The 22755-nt window shown below is 71.3% G+C and carries 24 protein-coding genes; 17 read left to right on the top strand and 7 right to left on the bottom strand.

Annotation, left to right across the window (positions count from 1 at the left end):
• Positions 1-42: 42 nt before the first annotated feature.
• The 3 genes from ABZ823_RS04115 (at position 43) to ABZ823_RS04105 (ending at position 2181) form a co-directional block, all read left to right on the top strand.
• Complete coding sequence (locus tag ABZ823_RS04115; RefSeq protein ID WP_361653429.1) at positions 43-1272, top strand: alpha/beta hydrolase; 1230 nt, start codon at positions 43-45, stop codon at positions 1270-1272.
• Positions 1241-1771, top strand: coding sequence for a tRNA (adenosine(37)-N6)-threonylcarbamoyltransferase complex ATPase subunit type 1 TsaE (gene tsaE / locus ABZ823_RS04110; RefSeq protein ID WP_361653427.1), 531 nt, complete (start codon positions 1241-1243; stop codon positions 1769-1771). Before ABZ823_RS04115 ends, tsaE begins: the two co-directional genes overlap by 32 nt.
• Before the next feature lie 227 nt (positions 1772-1998).
• Complete coding sequence (locus ABZ823_RS04105) at positions 1999-2181, top strand: hypothetical protein (protein WP_361653425.1); 183 nt, start codon at positions 1999-2001, stop codon at positions 2179-2181.
• Between the two features lie 8 nt (positions 2182-2189).
• Here ABZ823_RS04105 and ABZ823_RS04100 read toward each other — a convergent pair whose 3' ends face one another.
• Positions 2190-2744, bottom strand: a complete 555-nt coding sequence (locus ABZ823_RS04100) for a hypothetical protein (RefSeq protein WP_361653423.1) — start codon at positions 2742-2744, stop codon at positions 2190-2192.
• 187 nt (positions 2745-2931) lie between these two features.
• On the opposite strand from ABZ823_RS04100, the gene tsaB reads away from it, so the two are divergent.
• Genes tsaB through ABZ823_RS04080 form a run of 4 tightly spaced genes read left to right on the top strand, consistent with a single transcriptional unit; the run spans position 2932 to position 5456 of the window.
• Complete coding sequence (gene tsaB, locus ABZ823_RS04095) at positions 2932-3585, top strand: tRNA (adenosine(37)-N6)-threonylcarbamoyltransferase complex dimerization subunit type 1 TsaB (protein WP_361653421.1); 654 nt, start codon at positions 2932-2934, stop codon at positions 3583-3585.
• Positions 3582-4112 carry a ribosomal protein S18-alanine N-acetyltransferase gene (gene rimI, locus ABZ823_RS04090; RefSeq protein ID WP_361653419.1) on the top strand — a complete coding sequence of 177 codons (531 nt, stop codon included), beginning with the start codon at positions 3582-3584 and terminating at the stop codon, positions 4110-4112. Before tsaB ends, rimI begins: the two co-directional genes overlap by 4 nt.
• On the top strand, positions 4105-5202 hold the full coding sequence (gene tsaD / locus ABZ823_RS04085) for a tRNA (adenosine(37)-N6)-threonylcarbamoyltransferase complex transferase subunit TsaD (protein ID WP_361653417.1): 1098 nt from the start codon (positions 4105-4107) through the stop codon (positions 5200-5202). The genes rimI and tsaD overlap by 8 nt, the downstream gene beginning before the upstream one ends.
• On the top strand, positions 5199-5456 hold the full coding sequence (locus ABZ823_RS04080) for a hypothetical protein (protein WP_361653415.1): 258 nt from the start codon (positions 5199-5201) through the stop codon (positions 5454-5456). The genes tsaD and ABZ823_RS04080 overlap by 4 nt, the downstream gene beginning before the upstream one ends.
• A gap of 18 nt (positions 5457-5474) precedes the next feature.
• On the opposite strand, the gene ABZ823_RS04075 is transcribed toward ABZ823_RS04080, so the two are convergent.
• Complete coding sequence (locus tag ABZ823_RS04075; protein ID WP_361653413.1) at positions 5475-6647, bottom strand: methyltransferase domain-containing protein; 1173 nt, start codon at positions 6645-6647, stop codon at positions 5475-5477.
• A gap of 144 nt (positions 6648-6791) precedes the next feature.
• Here ABZ823_RS04075 and ABZ823_RS04070 point away from each other — a divergent pair, with 144 nt between their 5' ends.
• The 4 genes from ABZ823_RS04070 to groL all read left to right on the top strand — a co-directional run bounded on the left by ABZ823_RS04070 (position 6792) and on the right by groL (position 10035).
• Complete coding sequence (locus ABZ823_RS04070; RefSeq protein ID WP_361653411.1) at positions 6792-6923, top strand: hypothetical protein; 132 nt, start codon at positions 6792-6794, stop codon at positions 6921-6923.
• Between the two features lie 35 nt (positions 6924-6958).
• On the top strand, positions 6959-7738 hold the full coding sequence (locus ABZ823_RS04065) for a polysaccharide deacetylase family protein (RefSeq protein ID WP_361653681.1): 780 nt from the start codon (positions 6959-6961) through the stop codon (positions 7736-7738).
• 215 nt (positions 7739-7953) lie between these two features.
• A complete protein-coding gene (gene groES, locus ABZ823_RS04060; RefSeq protein WP_071364926.1) occupies positions 7954-8262 on the top strand; it encodes a co-chaperone GroES in 309 nt (102 codons plus the stop codon).
• A gap of 147 nt (positions 8263-8409) precedes the next feature.
• Positions 8410-10035: a chaperonin GroEL gene (groL, locus tag ABZ823_RS04055; RefSeq protein ID WP_361653408.1), complete on the top strand. Its 1626-nt coding sequence runs from the start codon at positions 8410-8412 to the stop codon at positions 10033-10035.
• Between the two features lie 167 nt (positions 10036-10202).
• Here the strand turns inward: groL and ABZ823_RS04050 are convergent, their stop codons facing one another.
• From ABZ823_RS04050 to ABZ823_RS04040, 3 genes are all read right to left on the bottom strand, one after another.
• A complete protein-coding gene (locus ABZ823_RS04050) occupies positions 10203-10910 on the bottom strand; it encodes an ester cyclase (protein WP_361653406.1) in 708 nt (235 codons plus the stop codon).
• A gap of 75 nt (positions 10911-10985) precedes the next feature.
• Positions 10986-11759: an SDR family oxidoreductase gene (locus tag ABZ823_RS04045; protein ID WP_361653404.1), complete on the bottom strand. Its 774-nt coding sequence runs from the start codon at positions 11757-11759 to the stop codon at positions 10986-10988.
• An 88-nt stretch (positions 11760-11847) separates the two neighbouring features.
• Complete coding sequence (locus tag ABZ823_RS04040) at positions 11848-12522, bottom strand: MOSC domain-containing protein (protein WP_361653402.1); 675 nt, start codon at positions 12520-12522, stop codon at positions 11848-11850.
• Between the two features lie 80 nt (positions 12523-12602).
• Here ABZ823_RS04040 and ABZ823_RS04035 point away from each other — a divergent pair, with 80 nt between their 5' ends.
• The gene (locus ABZ823_RS04035; protein ID WP_361653400.1) at positions 12603-13499 is read left to right on the top strand and encodes a LysR family transcriptional regulator; all 897 of its coding nucleotides are present in this window, start codon (positions 12603-12605) and stop codon (positions 13497-13499) included.
• 113 nt (positions 13500-13612) lie between these two features.
• On the opposite strand, the gene ABZ823_RS04030 is transcribed toward ABZ823_RS04035, so the two are convergent.
• Positions 13613-13945, bottom strand: coding sequence for a WhiB family transcriptional regulator (locus tag ABZ823_RS04030; protein WP_361653398.1), 333 nt, complete (start codon positions 13943-13945; stop codon positions 13613-13615).
• Positions 13946-14324: 379 nt separating this feature from the next.
• On the opposite strand from ABZ823_RS04030, the gene ABZ823_RS04025 reads away from it, so the two are divergent.
• The 4 genes from ABZ823_RS04025 to ABZ823_RS04010 all read left to right on the top strand — a co-directional run bounded on the left by ABZ823_RS04025 (position 14325) and on the right by ABZ823_RS04010 (position 18839).
• The gene (locus ABZ823_RS04025) at positions 14325-14936 is read left to right on the top strand and encodes a response regulator transcription factor (protein ID WP_003948568.1); all 612 of its coding nucleotides are present in this window, start codon (positions 14325-14327) and stop codon (positions 14934-14936) included.
• Positions 14937-15240: 304 nt separating this feature from the next.
• Positions 15241-15816, top strand: a complete 576-nt coding sequence (locus tag ABZ823_RS04020; protein WP_030571403.1) for a sigma-70 family RNA polymerase sigma factor — start codon at positions 15241-15243, stop codon at positions 15814-15816.
• Between the two features lie 275 nt (positions 15817-16091).
• On the top strand, positions 16092-17597 hold the full coding sequence (gene guaB, locus ABZ823_RS04015; RefSeq protein WP_361653395.1) for an IMP dehydrogenase: 1506 nt from the start codon (positions 16092-16094) through the stop codon (positions 17595-17597).
• 117 nt (positions 17598-17714) lie between these two features.
• Positions 17715-18839 (top strand): GuaB3 family IMP dehydrogenase-related protein, encoded by a 1125-nt coding sequence (locus ABZ823_RS04010; protein WP_361653393.1) that lies wholly within the window; start codon positions 17715-17717, stop codon positions 18837-18839.
• Between the two features lie 331 nt (positions 18840-19170).
• Here ABZ823_RS04010 and ABZ823_RS04005 read toward each other — a convergent pair whose 3' ends face one another.
• Positions 19171-20379 carry a nucleotide sugar dehydrogenase gene (locus tag ABZ823_RS04005; protein ID WP_361653391.1) on the bottom strand — a complete coding sequence of 403 codons (1209 nt, stop codon included), beginning with the start codon at positions 20377-20379 and terminating at the stop codon, positions 19171-19173.
• Between the two features lie 267 nt (positions 20380-20646).
• Here ABZ823_RS04005 and ABZ823_RS04000 point away from each other — a divergent pair, with 267 nt between their 5' ends.
• A complete protein-coding gene (locus ABZ823_RS04000) occupies positions 20647-22353 on the top strand; it encodes a glycerol-3-phosphate dehydrogenase/oxidase (RefSeq protein WP_361653389.1) in 1707 nt (568 codons plus the stop codon).
• The last annotated feature ends 402 nt before the right edge of the window (positions 22354-22755 follow it).

Raw genomic sequence — 22755 nt, 5'->3', positions numbered from 1 at the left:
CACGGCAGGGCTGGCGGAGTATCCGGCCAGGAGGAGGGGGACGTGAGCGAGACGAGGGCGGAGGTCGTGGAGGCCGTCGCGGGCGCCACCGCCACCACCACCGGGAACTGGCGCATCGCCGGCCTCGCCGGCGCCGCGATAGGCGTGGTCGCGGCGGGCGCCGCGGCCGGTGTCGCCCTCGAGCGGATGACGGTCGGCCGCGGCATGCGCCGCAAGGCCCGGCTCGCCCTCGACTCCGCCGGCCCCTACGGCTCGCTGCGCGGCACCCCCGGCAAGGCGCACGCGGACGACGGGACCGAGCTGTACTACGAGGTCGACGACGTGGAGCCGGAGGGCGGCCCCGCACCACGCCGTCGCAGGCTCTTCGGACGCAAGGCCCCGGCCCCGGTCACCGTCGTCTTCAGCCACGGTTACTGCCTGAGCCAGGACTCCTGGCACTTCCAGCGGGCGGCACTGCGCGGCGTGGTGCGGACCGTGCACTGGGACCAGCGCAGCCACGGCCGCTCCGGGCGCGGAGTGGCCCAGGCGCAGGGCACGCCCGTCTCCATCGACCAGCTCGGGCGCGATCTGAAGGCCGTGATCGACGCGGCCGTGCCCGAGGGGCCGATCGTCCTGGTCGGGCACTCCATGGGCGGTATGACGGTGATGGCCCTCGCCGACCAGTACCCCGAGCTGATCCGCGACCGGGTCGTAGGCGTGGTCCTGGTCGGCACCTCGTCGGGACGGCTCGGCGAGGTCAACTTCGGACTGCCCGTCGCGGGCGTCAACGCGATACGCCGTGTCCTGCCCGGTGTGCTGAAGGCGCTGGGACAGCAGGCCGAGCTGGTGGAGAGGGGGCGCAGGGCCACCGCCGACCTGTTCGCGGGGATCATCAAGCGGTACTCGTTCGCCTCGCGAGACGTCGACCCGGCCGTCGCCCGGTTCGCCGAGCGGATGATCGAGGCGACTCCGATCGACGTGGTCGCCGAGTTCTACCCGGCGTTCGCCGACCATGACAAGACCAAGGCGCTGGCCCGTTTCGCCGAGCTCCCCGTGCTGGTGCTGGCCGGAGTCCGGGACCTGGTGACCCCGAGCGAGCACAGCGAGGCGATCGCCGCTCTGCTGCCCGACGCGGAACTGGTGCTCGTGCCGGACGCCGGGCACCTGGTGATGCTGGAGCATCCCGAGGTCGTCACGGACCGCCTCGCCGACCTCCTGATACGCGCGGGAGCGGTTCCCGCAGGGGCTACCGTGGGGGGCTATGGAAGCACCAGCACCGCACGGCACGGCTGAGACCCCGCTGCCGGGCGTCACCGCCAAGTTCACCGTCACCTCCCCCGAACAGATGCAGGAACTGGGGCGCCGTCTGGCCAAGCTGCTGCGCGCCGGCGACCTCGTGATGCTGAACGGCGAGCTGGGCGCGGGCAAGACCACGCTGACCCGCGGCCTCGGTGAGGGGCTCGGGGTGCGCGGCGCGGTGACCTCGCCGACCTTTGTGATCGCCCGGGTGCACCCGTCCCTCGGGGACGGCCCGCCGCTGGTCCATGTGGACGCCTATCGTCTGGGCGGCGGGCTGGACGAGATGGAGGACCTCGATCTCGACGTCTCGCTGCCGGACTCCGTGGTCGTCGTGGAGTGGGGCGAGGGCAAGGTCGAGGAGCTGACGGACGACCGGCTGCACGTGGTGATCCACCGCGCCGTGGGGGACACCACGGACGAGGTGCGCCACGTGACCCTCACCGGCCTCGGACATCGCTGGTCGACGGTGGGCCTGGCCGTGCTGTCGGCCTGAGGGCGCCGTTACCGTCGTTCCGCCCCGCATCCCCGAGCGAAAGACCCGGGGGATGCGGGGCGTTCGTCTTCTTTCGGTCGAACATGCCGACAAGTTCTTTCGGTCGAACATGCCGACAAGTCGTCGGCAAAGTGTTGCGCCGCAGGTGCCGGGCGTGGTCACATGGATATCAGTCCGTGGTTAGGTCTGCCTAACCACGTCCGCCCCCGCGAGTCCAGGAGGCGTCCATGCCGGCTTCAGAACGCGACGAGGCGCTGCCGCGCGTGGTGCCCCGGGCGGCCGCAGTGTCGATGCGGGACCTGCTGGCGTCGTGCGCCGCGGCGAAGGCCGTCTCGACGCCGCCGCGGGACCCGGCACCGAAGATGTCCCCGGTGACCCCCGCGACCGAGGAGCGCCGCAGGGCCGCGTAGGGCCGTCCCTACGGGATGACGACCACCTTCTGGCTGGTCGTCGCGAACTCCCACATCGCCGTGCCGTCCGCACGGGACTCACGGATCCCGCCCAGCTTCTTCGAGCCGCTCGGCTTGGGCGTCGAGCCGTCCATCGCCGCACTGAAGCCGATCACCGCGCCCTGGTTCGCCGCGAACCGCACGATGTGCTCGATCGCCGTACCGTCCGAACCGGTCCCGGCGGCGGTCCGGGAGGTCACCTCGTAGGTGCCCGGCAGCGGGTCCACCGTCCCCGGCATGACCTTGAACGTGCGCTGGACCTTGTTGTCCGGGCCGACCAGCCACACCCGGTCGTCGTCGAGCGCGTACACGACCCGTTCACCGGTGCCGGAGCCTCCGGGCAGTGCCACCGGGTTCTTCCTGGTCCGGGCGGCCTTCGACGCGGCGGCCTCCGGGGAGTCCTTCACCTGGGGCTTGCCCAGCGTGTCGGGTACGTGCGCCGACGCCTGGTAGGCGAGGTAACCGACCGCGACGATGGCCGCCACGGTGAGCCCGGCCACGAATCCCGAGCTGCTCCTAGCCACCCTTGCCCACCTCTCGACCCCCGCACGCGGAAGCAGTGCGTCGCCCGGATACGACTTGTCCTACGTCTCGTACGACGTGCCGATGTGTTCACCGATTCCGCCGTACTCCTGTGCTGTGACGGTAGCAGCAGGCGCACGCGGGACCGGCCCGGCCGTGCGCCGGGCGTGGGCGCCGTACGCTGTTTGCGTGCTGTTGCTCGCTCTGGATACCGCCACCCCCGCCGTCACCGTCGCCCTGCATGACGGAACGTCCGTCGTCGCCTCGTCGAGCCAGGTCGACGCGCGCAGGCACGGGGAACTGCTGCTGCCCGCCGTCGACCGGGTTCTCGCCGAGGCGGGCATCCGGCTCGACGCCGTCACCGGGATCGTCGTGGGCGTGGGCCCCGGCCCGTACACCGGGCTGCGCGTCGGCCTCATGACCGCCGACACCTTCGGTCTCGCGCTCGGCGTGCCCGTGCACGGCGTGTGCACCCTCGACGGCCTCGCCTACGCCTCCGATCTGGAGGTGCCCTTCGTCGTGGCCACGGACGCACGCCGTAAGGAGGTCTACTGGGCGCGCTACGACAACGCCCGGACCCGGGTGACCGAGCCCGCCGTGGACCGGCCCGCGGAGATCGCGGAGCAGGTCGCGGGCCTGCCCGCCGTCGGCGCCGGCGCGCTGCTGTACCCGGACACGTTCCCGCAGGCCCACGAGCCCGAGCACGTCTCGGCGGCGGCGCTCGCGTCCCTGGCGGCGGAGAGACTGGCGGCGGGCGAGGACCTGGCCCCGCCCCGCCCGCTGTACCTGCGCCGCCCCGACGCGCAGGTGCCCAGGAACTACAAGGTGGTCACCCCCAAGTGACCGCGCCCGTGACACCCGTGCTGCGCGAGATGCGCTGGTGGGACATCGACTCCGTCCTGGAGCTGGAGAAGGAGCTCTTCCCCGAGGACGCCTGGTCGCGGGGCATGTTCTGGTCCGAGCTCGCGCACTCCCGCGGACCCGAGGCGACCCGGCGGTACATCGTGGCCGTCGACGGCGGGCGGGTCGTCGGCTATGCGGGGCTGGCCGCCCAGGGCGACCTGGCGGACATCCAGACCATCGCCGTGGCGCGCGGCCTGTGGGGCACGGGACTCGGCGGACGGCTGCTGGCCGAGCTGCTGCGGGCCGCCACGGCGTTCGAGTGCGCCCAGGTGATGCTCGAGTGCCGCGTCGACAACGTGCGCGCACAGAAGCTCTACGAGCGCTACGGCTTCGAGCCCATCGGGTTCCGACGCGGCTACTACCAGCCGGGGAACGTGGACGCCCTGGTGATGCGCCTGACCACAGCGCCCGACGGCGGATTCGCCGCGGGCCTCCCATCAGTACGAGGAACCGAGAACAATGGCTGACGAACCCCTGGTCCTGGGGATCGAGACTTCCTGCGACGAGACCGGAGTCGGCATCGTCCGCGGTACCACCCTCCTCGCCGACGCCATCGCCTCCAGCGTCGACGAGCACGCGCGCTTCGGCGGCGTGGTCCCGGAGGTCGCCTCCCGCGCACACCTGGAGGCGATGGTGCCGACCATCGACCGGGCGCTGAAGGAGGCGGGGGTGAGCGCCAGGGACCTGGACGGCATCGCCGTCACCGCCGGGCCCGGACTCGCCGGCGCGCTGCTGGTCGGCGTGTCGGCGGCGAAGGCCTACGCGTATGCCCTGGGCAAGCCGCTGTACGGGGTGAACCACCTCGCCTCCCACATCTGCGTGGACCAGCTGGAGCACGGCGCGCTGCCGGAGCCGACGATGGCGCTGCTGGTGAGCGGCGGGCACTCCTCGCTGCTGCTCTCCACCGACATCACCTCCGACGTGCGGCCCATGGGCGCGACCATCGACGACGCGGCGGGCGAGGCCTTCGACAAGATCGCCCGGGTGCTGGACCTCGGCTTCCCCGGCGGCCCGGTCATCGACCGGTACGCCACGGAGGGCGACCCGGAGGCGATCGCGTTCCCGCGCGGGCTCACCGGGCCGCGCGACGCCGCGTACGACTTCTCCTTCTCCGGTCTGAAGACGGCCGTGGCCCGCTGGATCGAGGCCAAGCGCGCGGCGGGCGAGGAGGTGCCGGTGCGTGACGTGGCGGCGTCCTTCCAGGAAGCGGTGGTGGACGTGCTGACCCGCAAGGCGGTGCGGGCCTGCAAGGACGAGGGTGTCGACCATCTGATGATCGGCGGCGGTGTGGCGGCCAACTCCCGGCTGCGCGCCCTGGCCCGGGAGCGCTGCGAGGCGGCCGGGATCCGGCTGCGAGTGCCCCGGCCCAAGCTGTGCACCGACAACGGCGCGATGGTCGCGGCACTGGGCGCGGAGATGGTCTCCCGCGGGCGGGCCGCCTCGGACTGGGACCTGTCGGCGGACTCGTCGCTGCCGGTGACGGACCCCCATGTGCCCGGCCAGGGCCACGGCCACGACCATGTCCACGAGATCAGCAAGGAGAACCTGTACTCGTGACGGTCGCGCTGATGTGGGAGGCCCGGGCGGTGGCCGGGCGGGGCGAGGACCTGCTGGCCTGGGCGCGGGCTCAGGAGCTGACGCCCCCTCCGCTGCGGCGCGAGACCTTCCGGGCGCCCCAGGACCGGGTCCTCGTCATCACCTGGTGGGACGCGGACCTTTCCGCGGATCTTCCCGAACTCCCCGAGCCGGACGGTGAGTCGGTGACCCGGGCGGTGCACCGCTGGCGTTTCGAGGCGGTGGACGGCGGCTGAACCGGGCGCCGGCGTCCCTCAGACCGGGTGGCCCAGCAGCATCGTCGGTGCTCCCGCCACCCGGGTCAGGAACACGGTCACCGCGTAGGGTCCGTGCGGTTTGGGCAGGACCTTGCGGCGCAGTTCCTCCGGCTCGACCGCCGAGCCGCGCTTCTTCACGGTGAGTACCCCGACCTCCCGCTCGCGCAGCAGGGCCTTCAGCTTCTTCACGTTGAAGGGGAGGTGGTCGGTGATCTCGTAGGCGGTGGCGTAGGGGGAGTCGCGGCGCTCGTCCGAGGTCACGTACGCGATCGTCCCGTCGATCAGCCCGCCGTCCAGTTCCTCGGCCACCTCCGCCACCAGATGGGCGCGGATCGCGGCGCCGTCGGGTTCGTAGAGGTAGCGGCCGAGCGGACGCACCGCGGGATCGGGCAGGCCGCGGCCGAGCAGTTCCCGCGGACCGGGCAGCAGCGTGGCCCGGACGAGCCCGGGCCGGGTGCCGAACCACAGCACCGCCTCCTTCACGTCCCCGCCGTCCGAGATCCACTCGGCCTCCGCCTCGGCGGGCACCGCCTCGTGCGGGATGCCGGGCGCGACCTTGAGCGCGGCGTGCGGCGCCTTGAGCGCCGTGGCCACGGCCCAGGACAGCGGGGGTGAGTAGGCCTCCGGGTCGAAGATGCGGCCGCGCCCGCCGCGCCGTGCCGGATCCACGAACACCGCGTCGTACGCCGAGACGTCGACGCGTGTGACATCGGCCTCGCGCACCTCGATCAGCGCGGACAGGCCGAGCGCCTCGGCGTTCTCCCGCGCCACCGCCGCGGTCAACGGGTCGCGGTCCACGGCCAGCACCCGGATGCCGGCCCGCGCGAGTGCGATCGCGTCGCCGCCGATGCCACAGCACAGATCGGCGACGGAGGTCACGCCGAGCGCCCGCAGCCGCTCCGCCCGGTGGGCGGCGACCGTCGTCCTGGTCGACTGCTCGACGCCGTTCGGCGTGAAGAACATCCGCCGCGCGTCCTCGGCCCCGAACTTCGCCGCCGCCCGCTCGCGCAGCCGCGCCTGGGTGAGGGCCGCCGAGACCAGTTCGGCGGGGTGCTCGCGGCGCAGCCGGGTGGCGACGGCCAGTTCCTCGGCCGGGGCGGTGCCGTGCACCTCGTCGAGAAGGGCGCGGCCCTCGGGGCTGAGCAGGGAGTCGAGGGAGAGGTCGTTCACGGGGCCATTGTCGGCCAGTCGGTGGATGGCGTGCGTCCGGCCGCGGTGTCGGCCCGCCGGGGCAGTCGGCGGCTGCAAGGATCCGACAGCATGCAGCTCGTACGACAAAATGACCGAAAGTGTGCGAACGGTTTCAAGAGGCGCGTGAGGTGCCCCGGTGCACGGTACGCGCGGCGCACGGCGGCCACCCCCGCGGCCCGCACGGTCCTCGCCGTCACCGCTCTCGCGTCCGGCTGCGGGGGCTGCGCCGTGGCGCGCCTGGAGGACCACCTGTGAGGGGACGGCCGTGGGGAGGGCGTCGCGTGCGGGCGATGCTCGCCGGAGCACTCGTCGCCGCGTTGCTGTCCGGCTGCGCGCAGTCCGTCGACCCCATCGAACGGCTCGGCAAGAAGGCGGCGCAGCGGGTCCACCGCGCGCACGCACCCCATGAACGTGCCTACCGGCGCTGGGGCCTCGCCGCCCCGCTCGCGCCCGCACCCCGCCCGACCCGCCCCCCGGGCCGGGGGGACGAGGGCCTGCCGCTGGTGCTCGACCGTGTCCCCACCCACGACAAGGTCGTCTTCCTGACCTACGACGAGGGCGCCGAGAACGACCCCCGGTTTGTCGACATGGTCCGTGAACTGCGGCTTCCGGTCAGTGTGTTCCTCACTGACACCGCCGTGGGGCCGGGCTACGCGCGCGTCGCGCGGCTGCGGGCCGCCGGTGCGGTCATCCAGAACCACACCCTGGACCGCGCCACGCTGCGCGGCCGCCCGTACGCGGAGCAGCGTGCCGAGATCTGCGGCCAGCGCGACCGGCTGAAAGCACGGCTGGGCGTGCTGCCCTGGCTGCTGCGGCCCCCGTACGGCAGATACGACCGGACGACGCTGCGGGCCGCGGCCGACTGCGGCATCAAGGCGCTGATCCTGTGGCGCCCCGGCTCGAGCCCCGACAGCCGCCACGGCTGGGGCGCGGCACCCCACGCGGGGGACATCGTGCGGCCCCACGAAGCGAGCCGGCCCCTTGCCTCCCTGACCGCCGAGACGACCCGTCTCCTGCGCCGTATCCAGGCGAGGGGATTCACGGTGGGGCGCCTGGAGGACTACCTGTAGGCCGGAGCCGGGCACCCCGCTTTCGCGCCGCGCCGCCACGCGTTGGCACTCCGCTTGACCGAGTGCTAATCGCGGTCATAGTCTCGGCTCTGGCACTCGCCACCGGAGAGTGCCAAAGAAGCGACGGGCAGGTCCGGCACCCGCGACGACGGATCGACCTGGTCGCCACCTCAGACAGTTAACCCCGCGAGATCTCCGAAGGGGGAGGTCGGATCGTGACGACCGCCAGCTCCAAGGTTGCCATCAAGCCGCTCGAGGACCGCATCGTGGTCCAGCCGCTGGACGCCGAGCAGACCACGGCCTCTGGCCTGGTCATTCCGGACACCGCGAAGGAGAAGCCCCAGGAGGGCGTCGTCCTCGCCGTGGGCCCGGGCCGCATCGAGGACGGCAAGCGCGTCGAGCTTGACGTCAAGGTCGGCGACGTCGTGCTGTACAGCAAGTACGGCGGCACCGAGGTGAAGTACAACAACGAGGAATACCTCGTTCTCTCGGCTCGCGACGTGCTCGCGATCATCGAGAAGTAATTCACCGAAGCAGACTGCTTTGAGCTGCGCCCCTGGCCCCGCGAGCATTGATCAGCCGGGCGCCGGGGGCGCGGTTCGTTCTTCACCGCGGTGGCGGCCGCTCCGGGAGGGCGGCCGAGCATTGCAACGAGAGGACTGAAACGCTCCATGGCGAAGATCCTGAAATTCGACGAGGACGCCCGTCGCGCCCTCGAGCGCGGCGTCAACAAGCTTGCCGACACGGTCAAGGTGACGATCGGCCCCAAGGGCCGCAACGTCGTCATCGACAAGAAGTTCGGCGCCCCGACCATCACCAACGACGGCGTCACCATCGCCCGTGAGGTGGAGGTCGAGGACCCGTACGAGAACCTCGGCGCCCAGCTGGTGAAGGAGGTGGCGACCAAGACCAACGACGTCGCGGGTGACGGCACCACCACCGCCACCGTGCTTGCCCAGGCGCTGGTGCGCGAGGGTCTGAAGAACGTCGCCGCGGGTGCCTCCCCGGCCGCCCTGAAGAAGGGCATCGACGCGGCCGTCGCCGCGGTCTCCGAGGACCTGCTGGCCACCGCCCGCCCGATCGACGAGAAGTCCGACATCGCCGCCGTCGCCGCGCTGTCCGCCCAGGACCAGCAGGTCGGCGAGCTCATCGCCGAGGCGATGGACAAGGTCGGCAAGGACGGTGTCATCACCGTCGAGGAGTCCAACACCTTCGGTCTGGAGCTCGACTTCACCGAGGGCATGGCCTTCGACAAGGGCTACCTGTCGCCGTACTTCGTGACGGACCAGGAGCGCATGGAGGCCGTTCTCGACGAGCCGTACATCCTCATCAACCAGGGCAAGATCTCCGCGATCGCGGACCTGCTGCCGCTGCTGGAGAAGATCATCCAGTCGGGCTCCTCCAAGCCGCTGCTGATCATCGCCGAGGACGTCGAGGGCGAGGCCCTGTCCACCCTCGTCGTGAACAAGATCCGCGGCACCTTCAACGCCGTCGCCGTCAAGGCCCCCGGCTTCGGTGACCGCCGCAAGGCGATGCTCCAGGACATCGCGGTCCTCACCGGCGCCACGGTCGTCTCCGAGGAGGTCGGCCTCAAGCTCGACCAGGTCGGCCTGGACGTGCTGGGCACCGCCCGCCGCGTGACCGTCACCAAGGACGACACGACCATCGTCGACGGCGGCGGCAAGTCCGAGGACGTCGCGGCCCGCATCGCCCAGATCAAGGCCGAGATCGAGACCACGGACTCCGACTGGGACCGCGAGAAGCTCCAGGAGCGCCTCGCGAAGCTGGCCGGCGGCGTGTGCGTGATCAAGGTCGGTGCCGCCACCGAGGTGGAGCTGAAGGAGAAGAAGCACCGCCTGGAGGACGCCATCTCCGCGACCCGCGCCGCGGTCGAGGAGGGCATCGTCTCCGGTGGTGGCTCCGCGCTGGTGCACGCCGCCAAGGTGCTCGAGGGCGGCCTCGGCAAGCAGGGCGACGAGGCCACCGGTGTGGCCATCGTCCGCCGCGCGGTCGTCGAGCCGCTGCGCTGGATCGCCGAGAACGCGGGCCTGGAGGGCTACGTCATCGCCTCCAAGGTCGCCGAGCTGGAGAAGGGCCAGGGCTACAACGCCGCCACCGGCGAGTACGGCGACCTGATCAAGGCCGGCGTCATCGACCCGGTCAAGGTCACCCGCTCCGCCCTGGAGAACGCCGCCTCCATCGCCTCCCTGCTGCTGACGACCGAGACCCTGGTCGTCGAGAAGAAGGAAGAGGAGGAGCCGGCCGCCGCGGGTCACGGCCACGGCCACGCCCACTGACGGCCGGTCCTGCCGAGCCGACCGAGGCCCGGCGCCCCCGGAGACGGGGCGCCGGGCCTCGGCGCGTTCCGCCGGCCGCCACTCGACGGCCGGGAGGTTCAGCGCTCCAACCCGCCACTCGACGGCCGGGAGTCTCAGCGCTCCAGCGCGCCGCTCCACCGGGAGCCTCAGCGCTCCAGCGCGTCGAGTGCGCCGAGCTGCTCCATCAGCCCCAGCTGGTCGTACTGCTGCCAGATCTCGGCGATCTTCGTGTCCGGCCCGAACCGGAACAGGGTCATCCCGGTCATGGTGACCTGCCGTCCGGTGGGGGCGATCCCGAGGAACTCGCCCTTGTGGGCGGCGGTCCAGGTCCACCGTGCGCAGACCCGCTCGCCCTGCGCGATCAGGTCCTCGAGTGTGAAGGCCGAGTCGAAGGCGTCCCGCCACATCCGGTACTCGCGCCGGATCGCGTCCAGGCCGATGGTGTCCTGCGGGTTGACGGGATCGTGGCTGTGGCAGTCCTCCGTCATCAGGTCGTTGAGCGGCGGCAGTTCGCCCGGGGCGGAGAGCGTGTCGAAGAAGCGCCGCACGGCATCCGTGCACAGCCGCTCGTCCCGCACCACGTCGAGATCGATGAAGACGGGCATCTCGTCGCAGAGGGCGACCATGTCCCGGAGGATCCTGCCGGTCTCGGGCAGGTTCGAGTTCCGCATCGCCTCCTCGTACGACGGGAACTCCACGAGCTCGACGAAGTGCGACCCGTCGGACCGGTCCCTGCCGACCAGGCTGTGCGTGGCCGTCCGTTTCCCCTTGGTCTGCTCGACCCACGCGTCGAACAGTCGGTTCATCTCCTCGAACCGGTCGGTCCTGCACTCGATGAGCTGTACGAAGGTCATGACGTCGCCTCCGGCCCTCTGTGTCCGGTTTGTCCAGTCATTTTCGCACTGGAGCTGCGACGCCACCTCCGCCCGTCACTGCGGGCCGTACTTGCGCCCCGTCCTGGAGCTGATCCCACCGAGCAGTGCGCGCGGCGTCACCTTCACCACACCCATCAGCGCCTTGTACCGCAGGTCCGGAATGGACAGCGTCTTGCCCCGCGTCAGGTCCGCGAGCGCCGAGGCGACCAGTTTGTCGGCGTCCAGCCACATCCAGCCCGGGATGTTGTCCGTGCCCATCCCGGCCCGCTGGTGGAACTCCGTGCGCACAAAGCCCGGAGCCAGCGCCATCAGCCGTACGCCCGACCCCGCCAGGTCCCGCGCCGCGCCCTGCGTGAACTGCACGACCCACGCCTTGGACGCGCCGTAGGTGCCACGTGGCACGAACGCGGCGACCGAGGCCACGTTCACGATCCCGCCGCGACCGCGGGTGCGCATCGCCTCCGCCGCCGAACTCGTCAGCCGCAGCACGGCCTCGCAGTGCACCTTCAGCATCCGCAGCTCGTCGGCCATCGGCACGTCGAGATAACGGCCCTTGTTCCCGAAGCCCGCGTTGTTGACCAGCAGGTCGACCGGGTTCTTCAGGTCGGACAGACGCGCGGCCACCGCCTCGATGCCCTCGTCGGTGGCCAGGTCCGCGGTCAGCACCTCCGCCTCGATGCCGTGGCGGTCGTGCAACTCCGTCGCCTGCTCGCGCAGCCGCTTGGGGTCGCGTGCCACCAGGACGAGGTCATGGCCGTCGGCGGCGAGCCGCCGTGCGAACGCGGCGCCGATGCCCGCGGTCGATCCCGTAATCAGAGCCGTTGTCATGTGCCAACGATAGTGACCCGCACTGACCGAGTCCGCCCGTCGGACCGGGTATTTCACCGGCTCCGCCGCCAACGTCCGAACCAGCGTGTCAGTTCTCCGCCGCGTACTTCCGCGCGTACTCCCGCGCCGTCCGTGCGATCTCCGCATGGAGGGCGTCGCCCGCCGCCAACAGACCGGGCAGCAGGTGCCGTTCCGTCGTCGACGCACGGAACTGGAGGGCGACCGTGATCTCGTGGACGGGCCGGTGCACGATCTCCACGGTGTCGCCGACCCCTATCTCACCCGGTGCGATCACCCGCAGATACGCGCCGGGGGCGCCCTGCCGCGTGAACCGCCTGACCCAGCCGCGCTCGCCCAGGTGCTCCTGGAAGGTGCGGCACGGAATCCGCCCCGAGGTGACCTCCAGCACCACCTCGGGCCCGATGCGCCAGCGCTCGCCGATCCGCGCGCCGGACACGTCGAGCCCCTCCGTGGTGAGGTTCTCGCCGAACGAGCCGTTCGGCAGCCGACGGCCCAGCTCCCGCTCCCAGGCGTCCAGATCCTCCCGGGCGAACGCATACACCGCCTGGTCGTCACCGCCGTGGTGCCGCAGGTCGCACACCGTGTCCCCGGCCACTCCGCTCGCGCCGACGCCCTTGGGACCGGGGGCCGCCACCCGGACGGGCCCGTCCACGGGCCGCTTGTCGATGCCGGTCAGACCCTCGGGCTGGTCGGTGTAGTCGACGGCCTTGGGCCGGCCGAGGTTGACAGAGAGAACCTTCATGCCCGCACGGTAGGGGACGGGTGGTCAAAGCGTCGACACAGTATGTGCTGCCGTACCCAAGATGCGCTTATGCTCACAACGTGATCGAGGCCCGTCATCTCCGAGTGCTGCGCGCCGTCGCCGCCACCGGATCCTTCTCGGCGGCCGGGCGCGAACTGGGCTGCACCCAGCCCGCCGTGAGCCAGCAGATGAAGGCGCTGGAGGCTTCCGTCGGCACTCCCCTGCTGATCCGCACCGGCCGTGAGATGCGCCTGACGCAGGCCGGCGAGGCGCTGGTGCGGCATGCGTCGGGCATCCTCGCCGGGCTGACCGCCGCCGAGGAGGAGGTCGCCGCCATCTCGGGGCTGAGGGCCGGCCGGGTCCGTCTCGTCTCCTTCCCGAGCGGCAGCTCCACGCTCGTCCCCACCGCGCTCGCCGCCCTGCGGGCCGCACACCCCGGGACCCGGGTCTCGCTGGAGGAGGCCGAGCCGCCCGAGTCCGTGGAGAAACTGCGCGCGGGCGACTGCGATGTCGCTCTCGCCTTCCGCTACGAGGGCGCGGCGGGCGCGGAGGAGTGGGACGACCTGTTCGTACGGCCCCTGCTCACCGACCGGCTGGTGGCCCTCGTCCCGGACAGGCACCGGCTGGTCCGCGCGGAGACCGTCGCCATCGGCGAACTGGCCGGCGATCCGTGGATCGCGGGCTGTCCGCGCTGCCGGGGGCAACTCGTAGAGGTGTGCGAGAGCGCCGGTTTCACGCCGCGTATCGACTTCGCGACGGACGACTATCCGGCGGTGGTCGGTCTGGTGGGCGCCGGGCTCGGCGTGGCCGTGCTGCCGCAGCTCGCGATCGAGTCCGTACGCCCGAGGGGCGCGCGCCCGGTGGCGCTGGAACCCGCGGTGCGGCGGGAGATCGTCGCCCTGACCCTGCCGGATCTGGCGCAGGTGCCGGCGGTGGCGGCGACGCTGGAAGAACTGGGGCGGGCGGCCGTGCGCTAGCCCGCTGCGCGACGGGAGCCGCACGGGGTGCGGCCCGGCGGTACCCCGAGAAGACCCGGCAGTACCCCAAAAATGGGCACGCGCGTGCGTGCCCGTCGTGCAAAAACGTTCCTTCAGTTGTTCGAGGCGGTGGAGCCCCCGCTGGAGGTGGATGCCGGCACCAGCCGGTTCCGCGCCCGTCCCATGAGCTCTTCGCGCTCGTCCTCGGTCAGTCCGCCCCATACGCCGTACGGCTCGCGCACCGCCAGCGCGTGGGCCGCACACTCGGCGCGTACGGGGCACCTCATGCAGACCTCTTTGGCCGAGTTCTCACGAGCGCTCCGGGCCGCTCCGCGTTCTCCTTCCGGATGGAAGAAGAGCGAGCTGTCGACCCCACGGCAGGCCGCATGGAGCTGCCAGTCCCACAGGTCCGCGTTCGGACCGGGAAGGCGGGAGAAATCTGCCATTGCGTGTCCCCTTGTTGCCGTTCTGGGCGGATACCTGCCCCCGACCGTACATCGACGATCTAAGGATATGAAAATATGACTCATTGCGAATCTAGCCCCAGACACCAGCGAACAGGAAGAAAAGCGGCTAAATGGGGCATAGGTTGTGATGAAAGTTCGAGGGTCCGCCGCGCGTGTATGCACCGTGTCCGCGCCCTCACGTACAGTGCCGAAGACGACTTGCTGCACCGTAACTCTTTCGAGTGACCATCGTTGAGAGTGCGGAGGCGGTTGAAACAACAAGCGCTCGGGCAGGCGTCCGAGGGCGTCGACCGCTCAGGTGACGATTCGTACCAGCCTGGAGGCTCAAGGTGACGCGCATCAGCTGCGGAGGGCGGTCATGACATCCGTCCTCGTCTGCGACGACTCCCCGCTTGCCCGAGAGGCGCTCCGCCGCGCGGTCGCGACCGTGCCCGGTGTCGAGCGCGTGACGACGGCGGCCAACGGCGAGGAAGTCCTCCGCCGCTGGGGGGCCGACCGTTCGGACCTGATTCTGATGGACGTACGCATGCCCGGTCTGGGCGGCGTCGAGACCGTGCGGCGGCTGCTGTCCGCCGACCCCGGTGCGCGCATCATCATGCTCACCGTCGCGGAGGACCTGGACGGGGTGGCGCTCGCGGTCGCCGCCGGCGCGCGCGGCTATCTGCACAAGGACGCCTCGCGCGCGGAACTGCGGGCGACCGTCACGCAGGCCCTCGCGGACCCGACCTGGCGGCTCGCCCCGCGGCGGCTGCGCTCGGCCGAGATGGGCGCCGCGCCCACGCTCACCGCGCGTGAGATCCAGGTCCTGGAGGGCATGAGCCACGGCCGCTCGAACGCGGAGATCGGCCGTGAGCTGTTCCTCTCCGAGGACACGGTCAAGACGCACGCCCGCCGGCTGTTCAAGAAGCTCGGCGCTTCCGACCGTGCGCACGCCGTGGCGCTCGGCTTCCGATGGGGCCTGGTCCGCTAAGTGGACCATCGCGGGGGTGCGCAGATCCCCGCCTGCCGCATGGCGGGCGGGGCGCGGCGACCCCAGGGAAGTCCGGGCACCCGCGCTCCCCTGGAGCCGCCCGGCGACGGGGTCCGCCGGATGCCCGCTGCTCGTTTCGCCGCGGATGCCGCATCCTTGAGGTGTGGAGTTCCTCGGGGACGAGTCGGTCGAGCGGAAGGGGAGGGCGCAGGTAATGGGTTCCGGCGCACCTGCTCATAACGCTTCGGTGCACAACTACGGACGCGGTGCCACGGATCGGACGACGCCAAGGCACCATGGACCGATGCGCGACGACGAGACAACGGTGATCGGTGCGCTCGTCCATCGTGCCGTCGACGGCGACGAGCAGGCGACCCATGACCTGCTCGCCCGCGTTCACCCGCTGGCCCTGCGCTACTGCCGTACGCGGCTGTCCCGGCTGCCGGGCGACGCGCGGCACTTCGTCGAGGACCTGGCGCAGGAGGTCTGCGTGGCCGTGCTGCTCGCGCTGCCGCGCTACAAGGACACCGGACGCCCCTTCGAGGCGTTCGTCTTCGCGATCGCCGCGCACAAGGTCGCGGACCTGCAGCGCGCGGCGATGCGGCACCCCGGCTCGACTGCGGTCCCGTCGGACGAGATGCCCGAACGCCCGGACGACTCCCTGGGACCCGAAGAGCGGGCGCTGCTGAGCAGCGACGCCGAGTGGGCCAAGAAGCTGCTGGCCAACCTCCCCGAGAACCAGCGCGAACTGCTCCTGTTGCGGATCGCCGTGGGCTTGACCGCGGAGGAAACAGGTCAGATGTTGGGAATGTCACCGGGAGCGGTGAGGGTGGCGCAACACAGGGCGCTGAGCAGGCTGCGCGCGCTCGCCGAGCAGTAGCGGTCCTGCCGCCGGCCCCGCGCCGCGTCGTCGTGCCTCGGCCGCGTTTTCTTCACGGTCGCAACGCCGACCGGCCAAGACGGCGGAGTCGGGCGCTGCCGAGTCCGGTCGACCGGGTGCGCCGCACGGCCCGGCGGCCCGCGCCTGAACCGGCAGGCCGCCGATTCCGTACAAACCTACGAAGCCGAGCGTCGCTCCACACCGTGGAATGAGCGACCCGCGCTTCCCGTTAGCATGGACATCCGCACCGATCAAGGCCATTTGGGGAAGGTGTCATGACTGCCAACGTCGACGGAGTGCCCGAGAAATTCGCGACACTCGGGCTGACCTACGACGACGTGCTGCTGCTGCCGGGCGCATCCGAGGTGCTCCCCAACGCGGTCGACACCTCGTCCCGCATCTCCCGCAATGTCCGGGTCAACATCCCGCTGCTGTCGGCGGCGATGGACAAGGTGACCGAGTCCCGCATGGCGATCGCGATGGCGCGACTGGGCGGCGTCGGCGTGCTCCACCGCAACCTCTCCGTCGAGGACCAGGTCAACCAGGTCGACCTGGTGAAGCGGTCCGAGTCCGGCATGGTCACCGACCCGATCACGGTGCACCCCGAGGCCACGCTCGCCGAGGCGGACGCCCTGTGCGCCAAGTTCCGCATCAGCGGCGTCCCGGTCACTGACCCGGCCGGCAGGCTGCTGGGCATCGTCACCAACCGTGACATGGCCTTCGAGAGCGACCGTACGCGCCAGGTGCGCGAGGTCATGACCCCGATGCCGCTGGTCACCGGCAAGGTCGGCATCTCCGGGCCCGAGGCCATGGAGCTGCTGCGCAAGCACAAGATCGAGAAGCTGCCGTTGGTCGACGACGCGGGCGTCCTCAAGGGCCTGATCACGGTCAAGGACTTCGTCAAGGCCGAGAAGTACCCCAACGCCGCCAAGGACGCCGAGGGCCGCCTGCTCGTCGGTGCCGCCGTCGGTGCCAGCCCCGAGGCGCTGGAGCGCGCCCAGGCGCTCGCCGAGGCCGGCGTGGACTTCCTGGTCGTCGACACCTCGCACGGCCACAACAGCAACGCCCTCAGCTGGATGTCGAAGATCAAGTCCAGCGTGAACGTCGACGTGATCGGCGGCAACGTCGCCACCCGCGACGGCGCCCAGGCGCTCATCGACGCCGGTGTCGACGGCATCAAGGTGGGTGTCGGCCCGGGCTCGATCTGCACCACCCGCGTGGTCGCCGGCATCGGCGTCCCGCAGGTCACCGCCATCTACGAGGCCTCCCTCGCCGCCCGTCCGGCGGGCATCCCGCTGATCGGCGACGGCGGTCTGCAGTACTCCGGTGACATCGGCAAGGCGCTCGCCGCCGGTGCGGACACGGTCATGCTCGGCAGCCTGCTCGCAGGCTGCGAGGAGTCGCCGGGAGAGCTGCTCTTCATCAACGGCAAGCAGTTCAAGTCGTACCGCGGCATGGGCTCGCTGGGTGCCATGCAGTCCCGCGGTCAGGGCCGGTCGTACTCGAAGGACCGCTACTTCCAGGCCGAGGTCACCTCCGACGAGAAGCTCGTGCCCGAGGGCGTCGAGGGCCAGGTGCCCTACCGCGGCCCGCTGTCCAACGTGCTGCACCAGCTCGTCGGCGGCCTGCGCCAGACCATGGGCTATGTGGGCGCCGCCACCATCGAGGAGATGGAGTCCAAGGGCCGCTTCGTGCGGATCACCTCCGCGGGCCTCAAGGAGAGCCACCCGCACGACATCCAGATGACGGTCGAGGCGCCGAACTACAGCAGCAAGAAGTGACGCCCACGCCCGCGTGAAGGTCGTCGCAGGGCGGTCCCGGATGCTCCGGGACCGCCCTTGCCATGGGTGTCGGCGATACTGGAAGACGCTGAAACGCATCAGGGAAAGGCCACAGACGTGACTGAGATCGAGATCGGGCGCGGCAAGCGCGGCCGCCGGGCGTACGCCTTCGACGACATCGCCGTCGTCCCCAGCCGCCGTACGCGGGACCCGAAGGAGGTCTCGATCGCCTGGCAGATCGACGCCTACCGCTTCGAGCTGCCCTTCCTGGCCGCCCCCATGGACTCGGTCGTCTCCCCGGCCACCGCGATCCGCATCGGCGAGCTGGGCGGCCTGGGCGTGCTGAACCTCGAGGGCCTGTGGACGCGGCACGAGGACCCGCAGCCGCTCCTCGACGAGATCGCCGCCCTGCCGGCCGAGTCCGCCACCCGCCGCCTCCAGGAGATCTACGCGGCTCCCATCAAGGAGGAGCTGATCGGCCGGCGCATCAAGGAGGTGCGCGACTCGGGCGTGGTCACCGCGGCCGCGCTCTCCCCGCAGCGCACGGCCCAGTTCTCCAAGGCCGTGGTGGACGCGGGCGTGGACATCTTCGTCATCCGCGGTACGACGGTCTCGGCGGAGCACGTCTCCCACTCGCACGAGCCGCTGAACCTGAAGCAGTTCATCTACGAGCTCGACGTCCCCGTGATCGTCGGCGGCTGCGCCACCTACACCGCCGCCCTGCACCTGATGCGCACCGGCGCGGCCGGTGTCCTGGTCGGCTTCGGCGGTGGCGCCGCGCACACCACGCGCAATGTGCTCGGCATCCAGGTCCCGATGGCCACGGCGGTCGCGGACGTGGCGGCGGCCCGCCGCGACTACATGGACGAGTCGGGTGGCCGGTATGTGCATGTGATCGCGGACGGCGGGGTCGGCTGGTCCGGCGACCTCCCCAAGGCGATCGCCTGTGGCGCCGACGCTGTGATGATGGGCTCTCCGCTGGCCCGCGCCACGGACGCGCCCGGCAAGGGCCACCACTGGGGCATGGAGGCCGTCAACGAGGAACTGCCGCGCGGCCAGAAGGTGGACCTGGGCACGGTCGGCACGATCGAGGAGGTCCTCACCGGCCCGTCGCACACCCCGGACGGCTCGATGAACTTCTTCGGCGCCCTGCGCCGCGCCATGGCCACCACCGGCTACAGCGAGCTGAAGGAGTTCCAACGGGTCGAGGTGACGGTGGCGGACTCGCAGCACCGGCGGTGAGGTGGGGCCGCGTATTGCTGCGGAGGGGCGCACGGTTGCCTTCGGGGCGAAAGCGTGAGGGGCGGCCGTGTCGAGCCGATGGTGTCCGTGTTCGGCGACCCCGTTCTCCGGGGCGCCCCCTTCCAAGGACAAGATTCCGGACCCCGGCCGGTCGGGGCCCGGCCCGAGTTCGAGCGGCCACCCCTATGAGACGTAGGGGGGACACTCTGTTCACCATTCAGGAGCCTGCCGCAACGCCCATTGCGGTGCGCTCCGCCTGTCCGTACCGTGGCGGTGCGGCCGCCCCCGGTGCCACCGTCCCCGGAGGCTCGGGCAGCGCACGCGTCCCCTTTCACAACCGATGCGCCGCCCCCGTGGGCGTGGCCCCCCGCGTGTCCAGCAGAAGCTGCGCCTTCACCGACAAGCCTTGCAGGTCGTAGGTGCGGTGCTGCTGGAGCAGGATCGTCAGGTCCGCGCCGGCCGCCGACTCGTAGAGGGAGTCCGCGCGCGGGATCGGGCGGTCCAGGACGCTCCAGGCGGGGACGAGCGGGTCGTGGTAGCTGACGGAGGCACCCAGCTCCATCAGACGCAGGGCGATCTCGTGCGCGGGGGAGCCCTGGAGGTCGGCGAGGTCCGGCTTGTAGGTGACACCGAGCAGCAGGACCCGGGCGCCGCGGGCCGACTTGCCGTGTTCGTTCAGGAGGGCGGCGGCGCGCTGCACGACGTACTGGGGCATGCGGCTGTTGACCTGCTGTGCCAGTTCGACCATGCGCAGGCTGCTTCCGGTCCGGCCCGCGAGGTCCTGGGGGACGGCGTGGCCGCCGACGCCGGGCCCGGGGCGGAAGGCCTGGAACCCGAAGGGCTTGGTCTCCGCGCAGCGGATGACGTCCCACAGGTCGACTCCCAAGTCGTGGCAGAGAACCGCCATTTCGTTGACCAGGGCGATGTTTACCAGTCGGTAGTTCGTCTCCAGCAGCTGCACGGTCTCCGCCTCGCGCGGTCCACGCGCGCGTACCACCTTGTCCGTCAGGCGCCCGTAGAACGTGGCGGCGGACTCCGTGCAGGCGGGGGTGAGGCCACCGATGACCTTGGGCGTGTTGGCGGCGCCGAAGTCCCGGTTGCCGGGGTCGACGCGGCTCGGCGAGCAGGCGAGGTGGAAGTCGCGGCCCGCCCGCAGCCCGGAGCCCGCTTCGAGGAGCGGGCGCAGGAACTCCTCGGTGGTGCCGGGCGGAACCGGTGACTCCAGGATGACGGTGGTGTGCGGGCGCAGCCGCCCGGCGAGGGTGCGGGCGGCGGCCTTCACCTGGGCGAGGTCGGGTGCGCCATCCGCCCCGCGCGGGACGGGCGCGCAGATGACGGCGGTGCGGACACGGCCGAGTTCGGCGGGGTTGGTGGTGGGCCGGAAGCCCCGCGCGAGCATCCGGCGCAGTTCCGCCGCGGAGAGGGAGCCGGCCTCGGGCCCTGTCCGGTACCCGAGCGTTGGAATGCCGGCCGCGACGGCGGCCTGGGCCAGGGGCAGGCCGATATGACCGAGTCCGATGACGGCGAGATCTGCGGGCATGGTGTGGGCCGTCCTTCCCAGTAGCCGAAGCGGGAGAGGTGCGCAACCGCTGTGGACAGAATGAGCGAGCGACGAGCGCAATGTCAGACTAGGAGTAAATATGCCGATTTGCGCGATTGACTGGGCGCGTTTCCTCGGCTGTTTGTCCACAGGCCGCCGGTGCGTGGTGGCCGAAGCCGGGCATCCCGGTCAGACTTTGGGCATGAGGAGAGGTGAGCCGGGTTTCGCTTGACGGGTGTGACCGGCGCGAGATGGCGGGAGGCAGCGGTGAGGACAGCGACACTGGGGCCGGCGCAGCGTGCCGAGTCACTGGCGGGCATGGCCGAGCATGAGCTGGACGTGCTGGTCGTGGGCGGAGGCGTGGTCGGAGCAGGCACGGCGCTGGACGCAGCCACCCGCGGCCTGTCCACGGGCCTGGTCGAGGCCCGTGACTGGGCGTCGGGCACCTCCAGCAGGTCCAGCAAACTGATACACGGCGGCCTGCGCTATCTGGAGATGCTGGACTTCGCGCTCGTGCGCGAGGCGCTGAAGGAGCGCGGCCTGCTGCTGGAGCGCCTGGCGCCCCACCTCGTGAAGCCGGTCCCTTTTCTGTACCCCCTTCAGCACAAGGGCTGGGAGCGTCTCTACGCGGGCACGGGCGTCGCGCTGTACGACGCGATGTCGATGGCACGCGGTCACGGCCGGGGACTGCCGCTGCACCGCCACCTGACCCGTCGTCACGCCCTCCGCATCGCCCCCTGTTTGAAGAAGGACGCCCTGGTCGGCGCGTTGCAGTACTACGACGCGCAGGTGGACGACGCCCGCCTGGTGGCGAATTTGGTGCGCACCGCCGCGTGGTACGGCGCGAAGGTCGCCAACCGCGCCCGCGTGACGGGCTTCCTGCGTGAGGGCGAGCGGGTCGTCGGCGCCAAGGTGCAGGACATGGAGGGCGGCGGGGAGTACGAGGTCCGCGCCCAACAGATCGTCAACGCGACGGGCGTGTGGACCGACGACACCCAGGCGATGGTGGGCGAGCGGGGCCAGTTCCACGTCCGGGCGTCCAAGGGCATCCACCTGGTCGTCCCGAAGGACCGGGTGCACTCGTCGACGGGTCTGATCCTGCGGACCGAGAAGTCCGTCCTCTTCGTCATCCCCTGGGGCCGGCACTGGATCATCGGCACGACCGACACCGAATGGAACCTCGACAAGGCCCACCCCGCGGCCTCCAGCGCCGACATCGACTACCTGCTGGAGCATGTGAACTCGGTCCTCGCGGTGCCGCTCACGCGCGACGACGTCGAGGGCGTGTACGCGGGCCTCAGACCCCTCCTCGCCGGGGAGTCCGACGCCACCAGCAAGCTGTCCCGCGAACACATCGTGGCGCACCCGACGCCCGGTCTCGTGGTCGTCGCGGGCGGCAAGTACACGACCTACCGGGTGATGGCCAAGGACGCCGTCGACGAGGCCGTGCACGGCCTCGACCGCCGGGTGGCCGAATGCGTCACCGAGGACATCCCCCTGCTGGGCGCCGAGGGCTACCGGGCGATGTGGAACGCACGGGCGCAGACCGCCGCGCGCACCGGACTGCACGTCGTCCGGATCGAGCACCTGCTGAACCGCTACGGCACGATGGCGGAGGAGGTGTTCGACCTGATCGCGGCCGATCCCTCACTGGGCGAACCGCTCCACGCGGCCGACGACTATCTGCGCGCCGAGGTCGTGTACGCCGCCTCGCACGAGGGCGCCCGGCATCTGGACGACGTGCTGACCCGGCGGACGCGCATCTCGATCGAGACGTTCGACCGCGGGACGCGCAGCGCCCGGGAGGCGGCCGAGCTGATGGCCCCCGTGCTCGGCTGGGACGCGGACCAGATAGAGCGCGAGGTCGAGCACTACGAGAAACGTGTGGAGGCGGAGCGGGAGTCGCAGCGTCAGCCCGACGACCTGACGGCGGACGCGGCGCGGCTGGGGGCGCCGGACATCGTGCAGCTGTAGTCACCGGGGACCCGCCGGCCGTTGTCGCCGGACATCGTGCCGGACCCGCGGACTCGGCGCCGCGGATCGGTCCGTACGCCGTCCGGCCGCCCGGTGCCGCCGTCGGGCGGCAGCCGGGGCCTCCCCGCCCTCACCGGACAGCCGGTCGTCGGCCGGTTGGAGGACGGCCGTCGCGATGAAACTCGGGGCGAGCCCGAGCAGTGCCAGGCACAAGGGCACGGCCGGGAGGGTCCTCCAGGGTGTCCGGCGCGGCGGCGTCGCGTTCGGCCCTGGTCGCGGCCCATCATGGGAGATCTACCTGTGACGGGGACGGGCGGGTTCGTACGCGACCGGCTCCGGTAACGGGACAGGAGCGCGCAAGGGGCGCACACCGGGCGCCCAGGGCGCTCGCGCGGGCCCGTG

This window comes from Streptomyces sp. NPDC047079 (assembly GCF_040643755.1).
In the GTDB taxonomy this organism is placed as follows: Bacteria; Actinomycetota; Actinomycetes; order Streptomycetales; family Streptomycetaceae; genus Streptomyces.
This window is presented reverse-complemented; position numbering and strand designations above follow the sequence as displayed.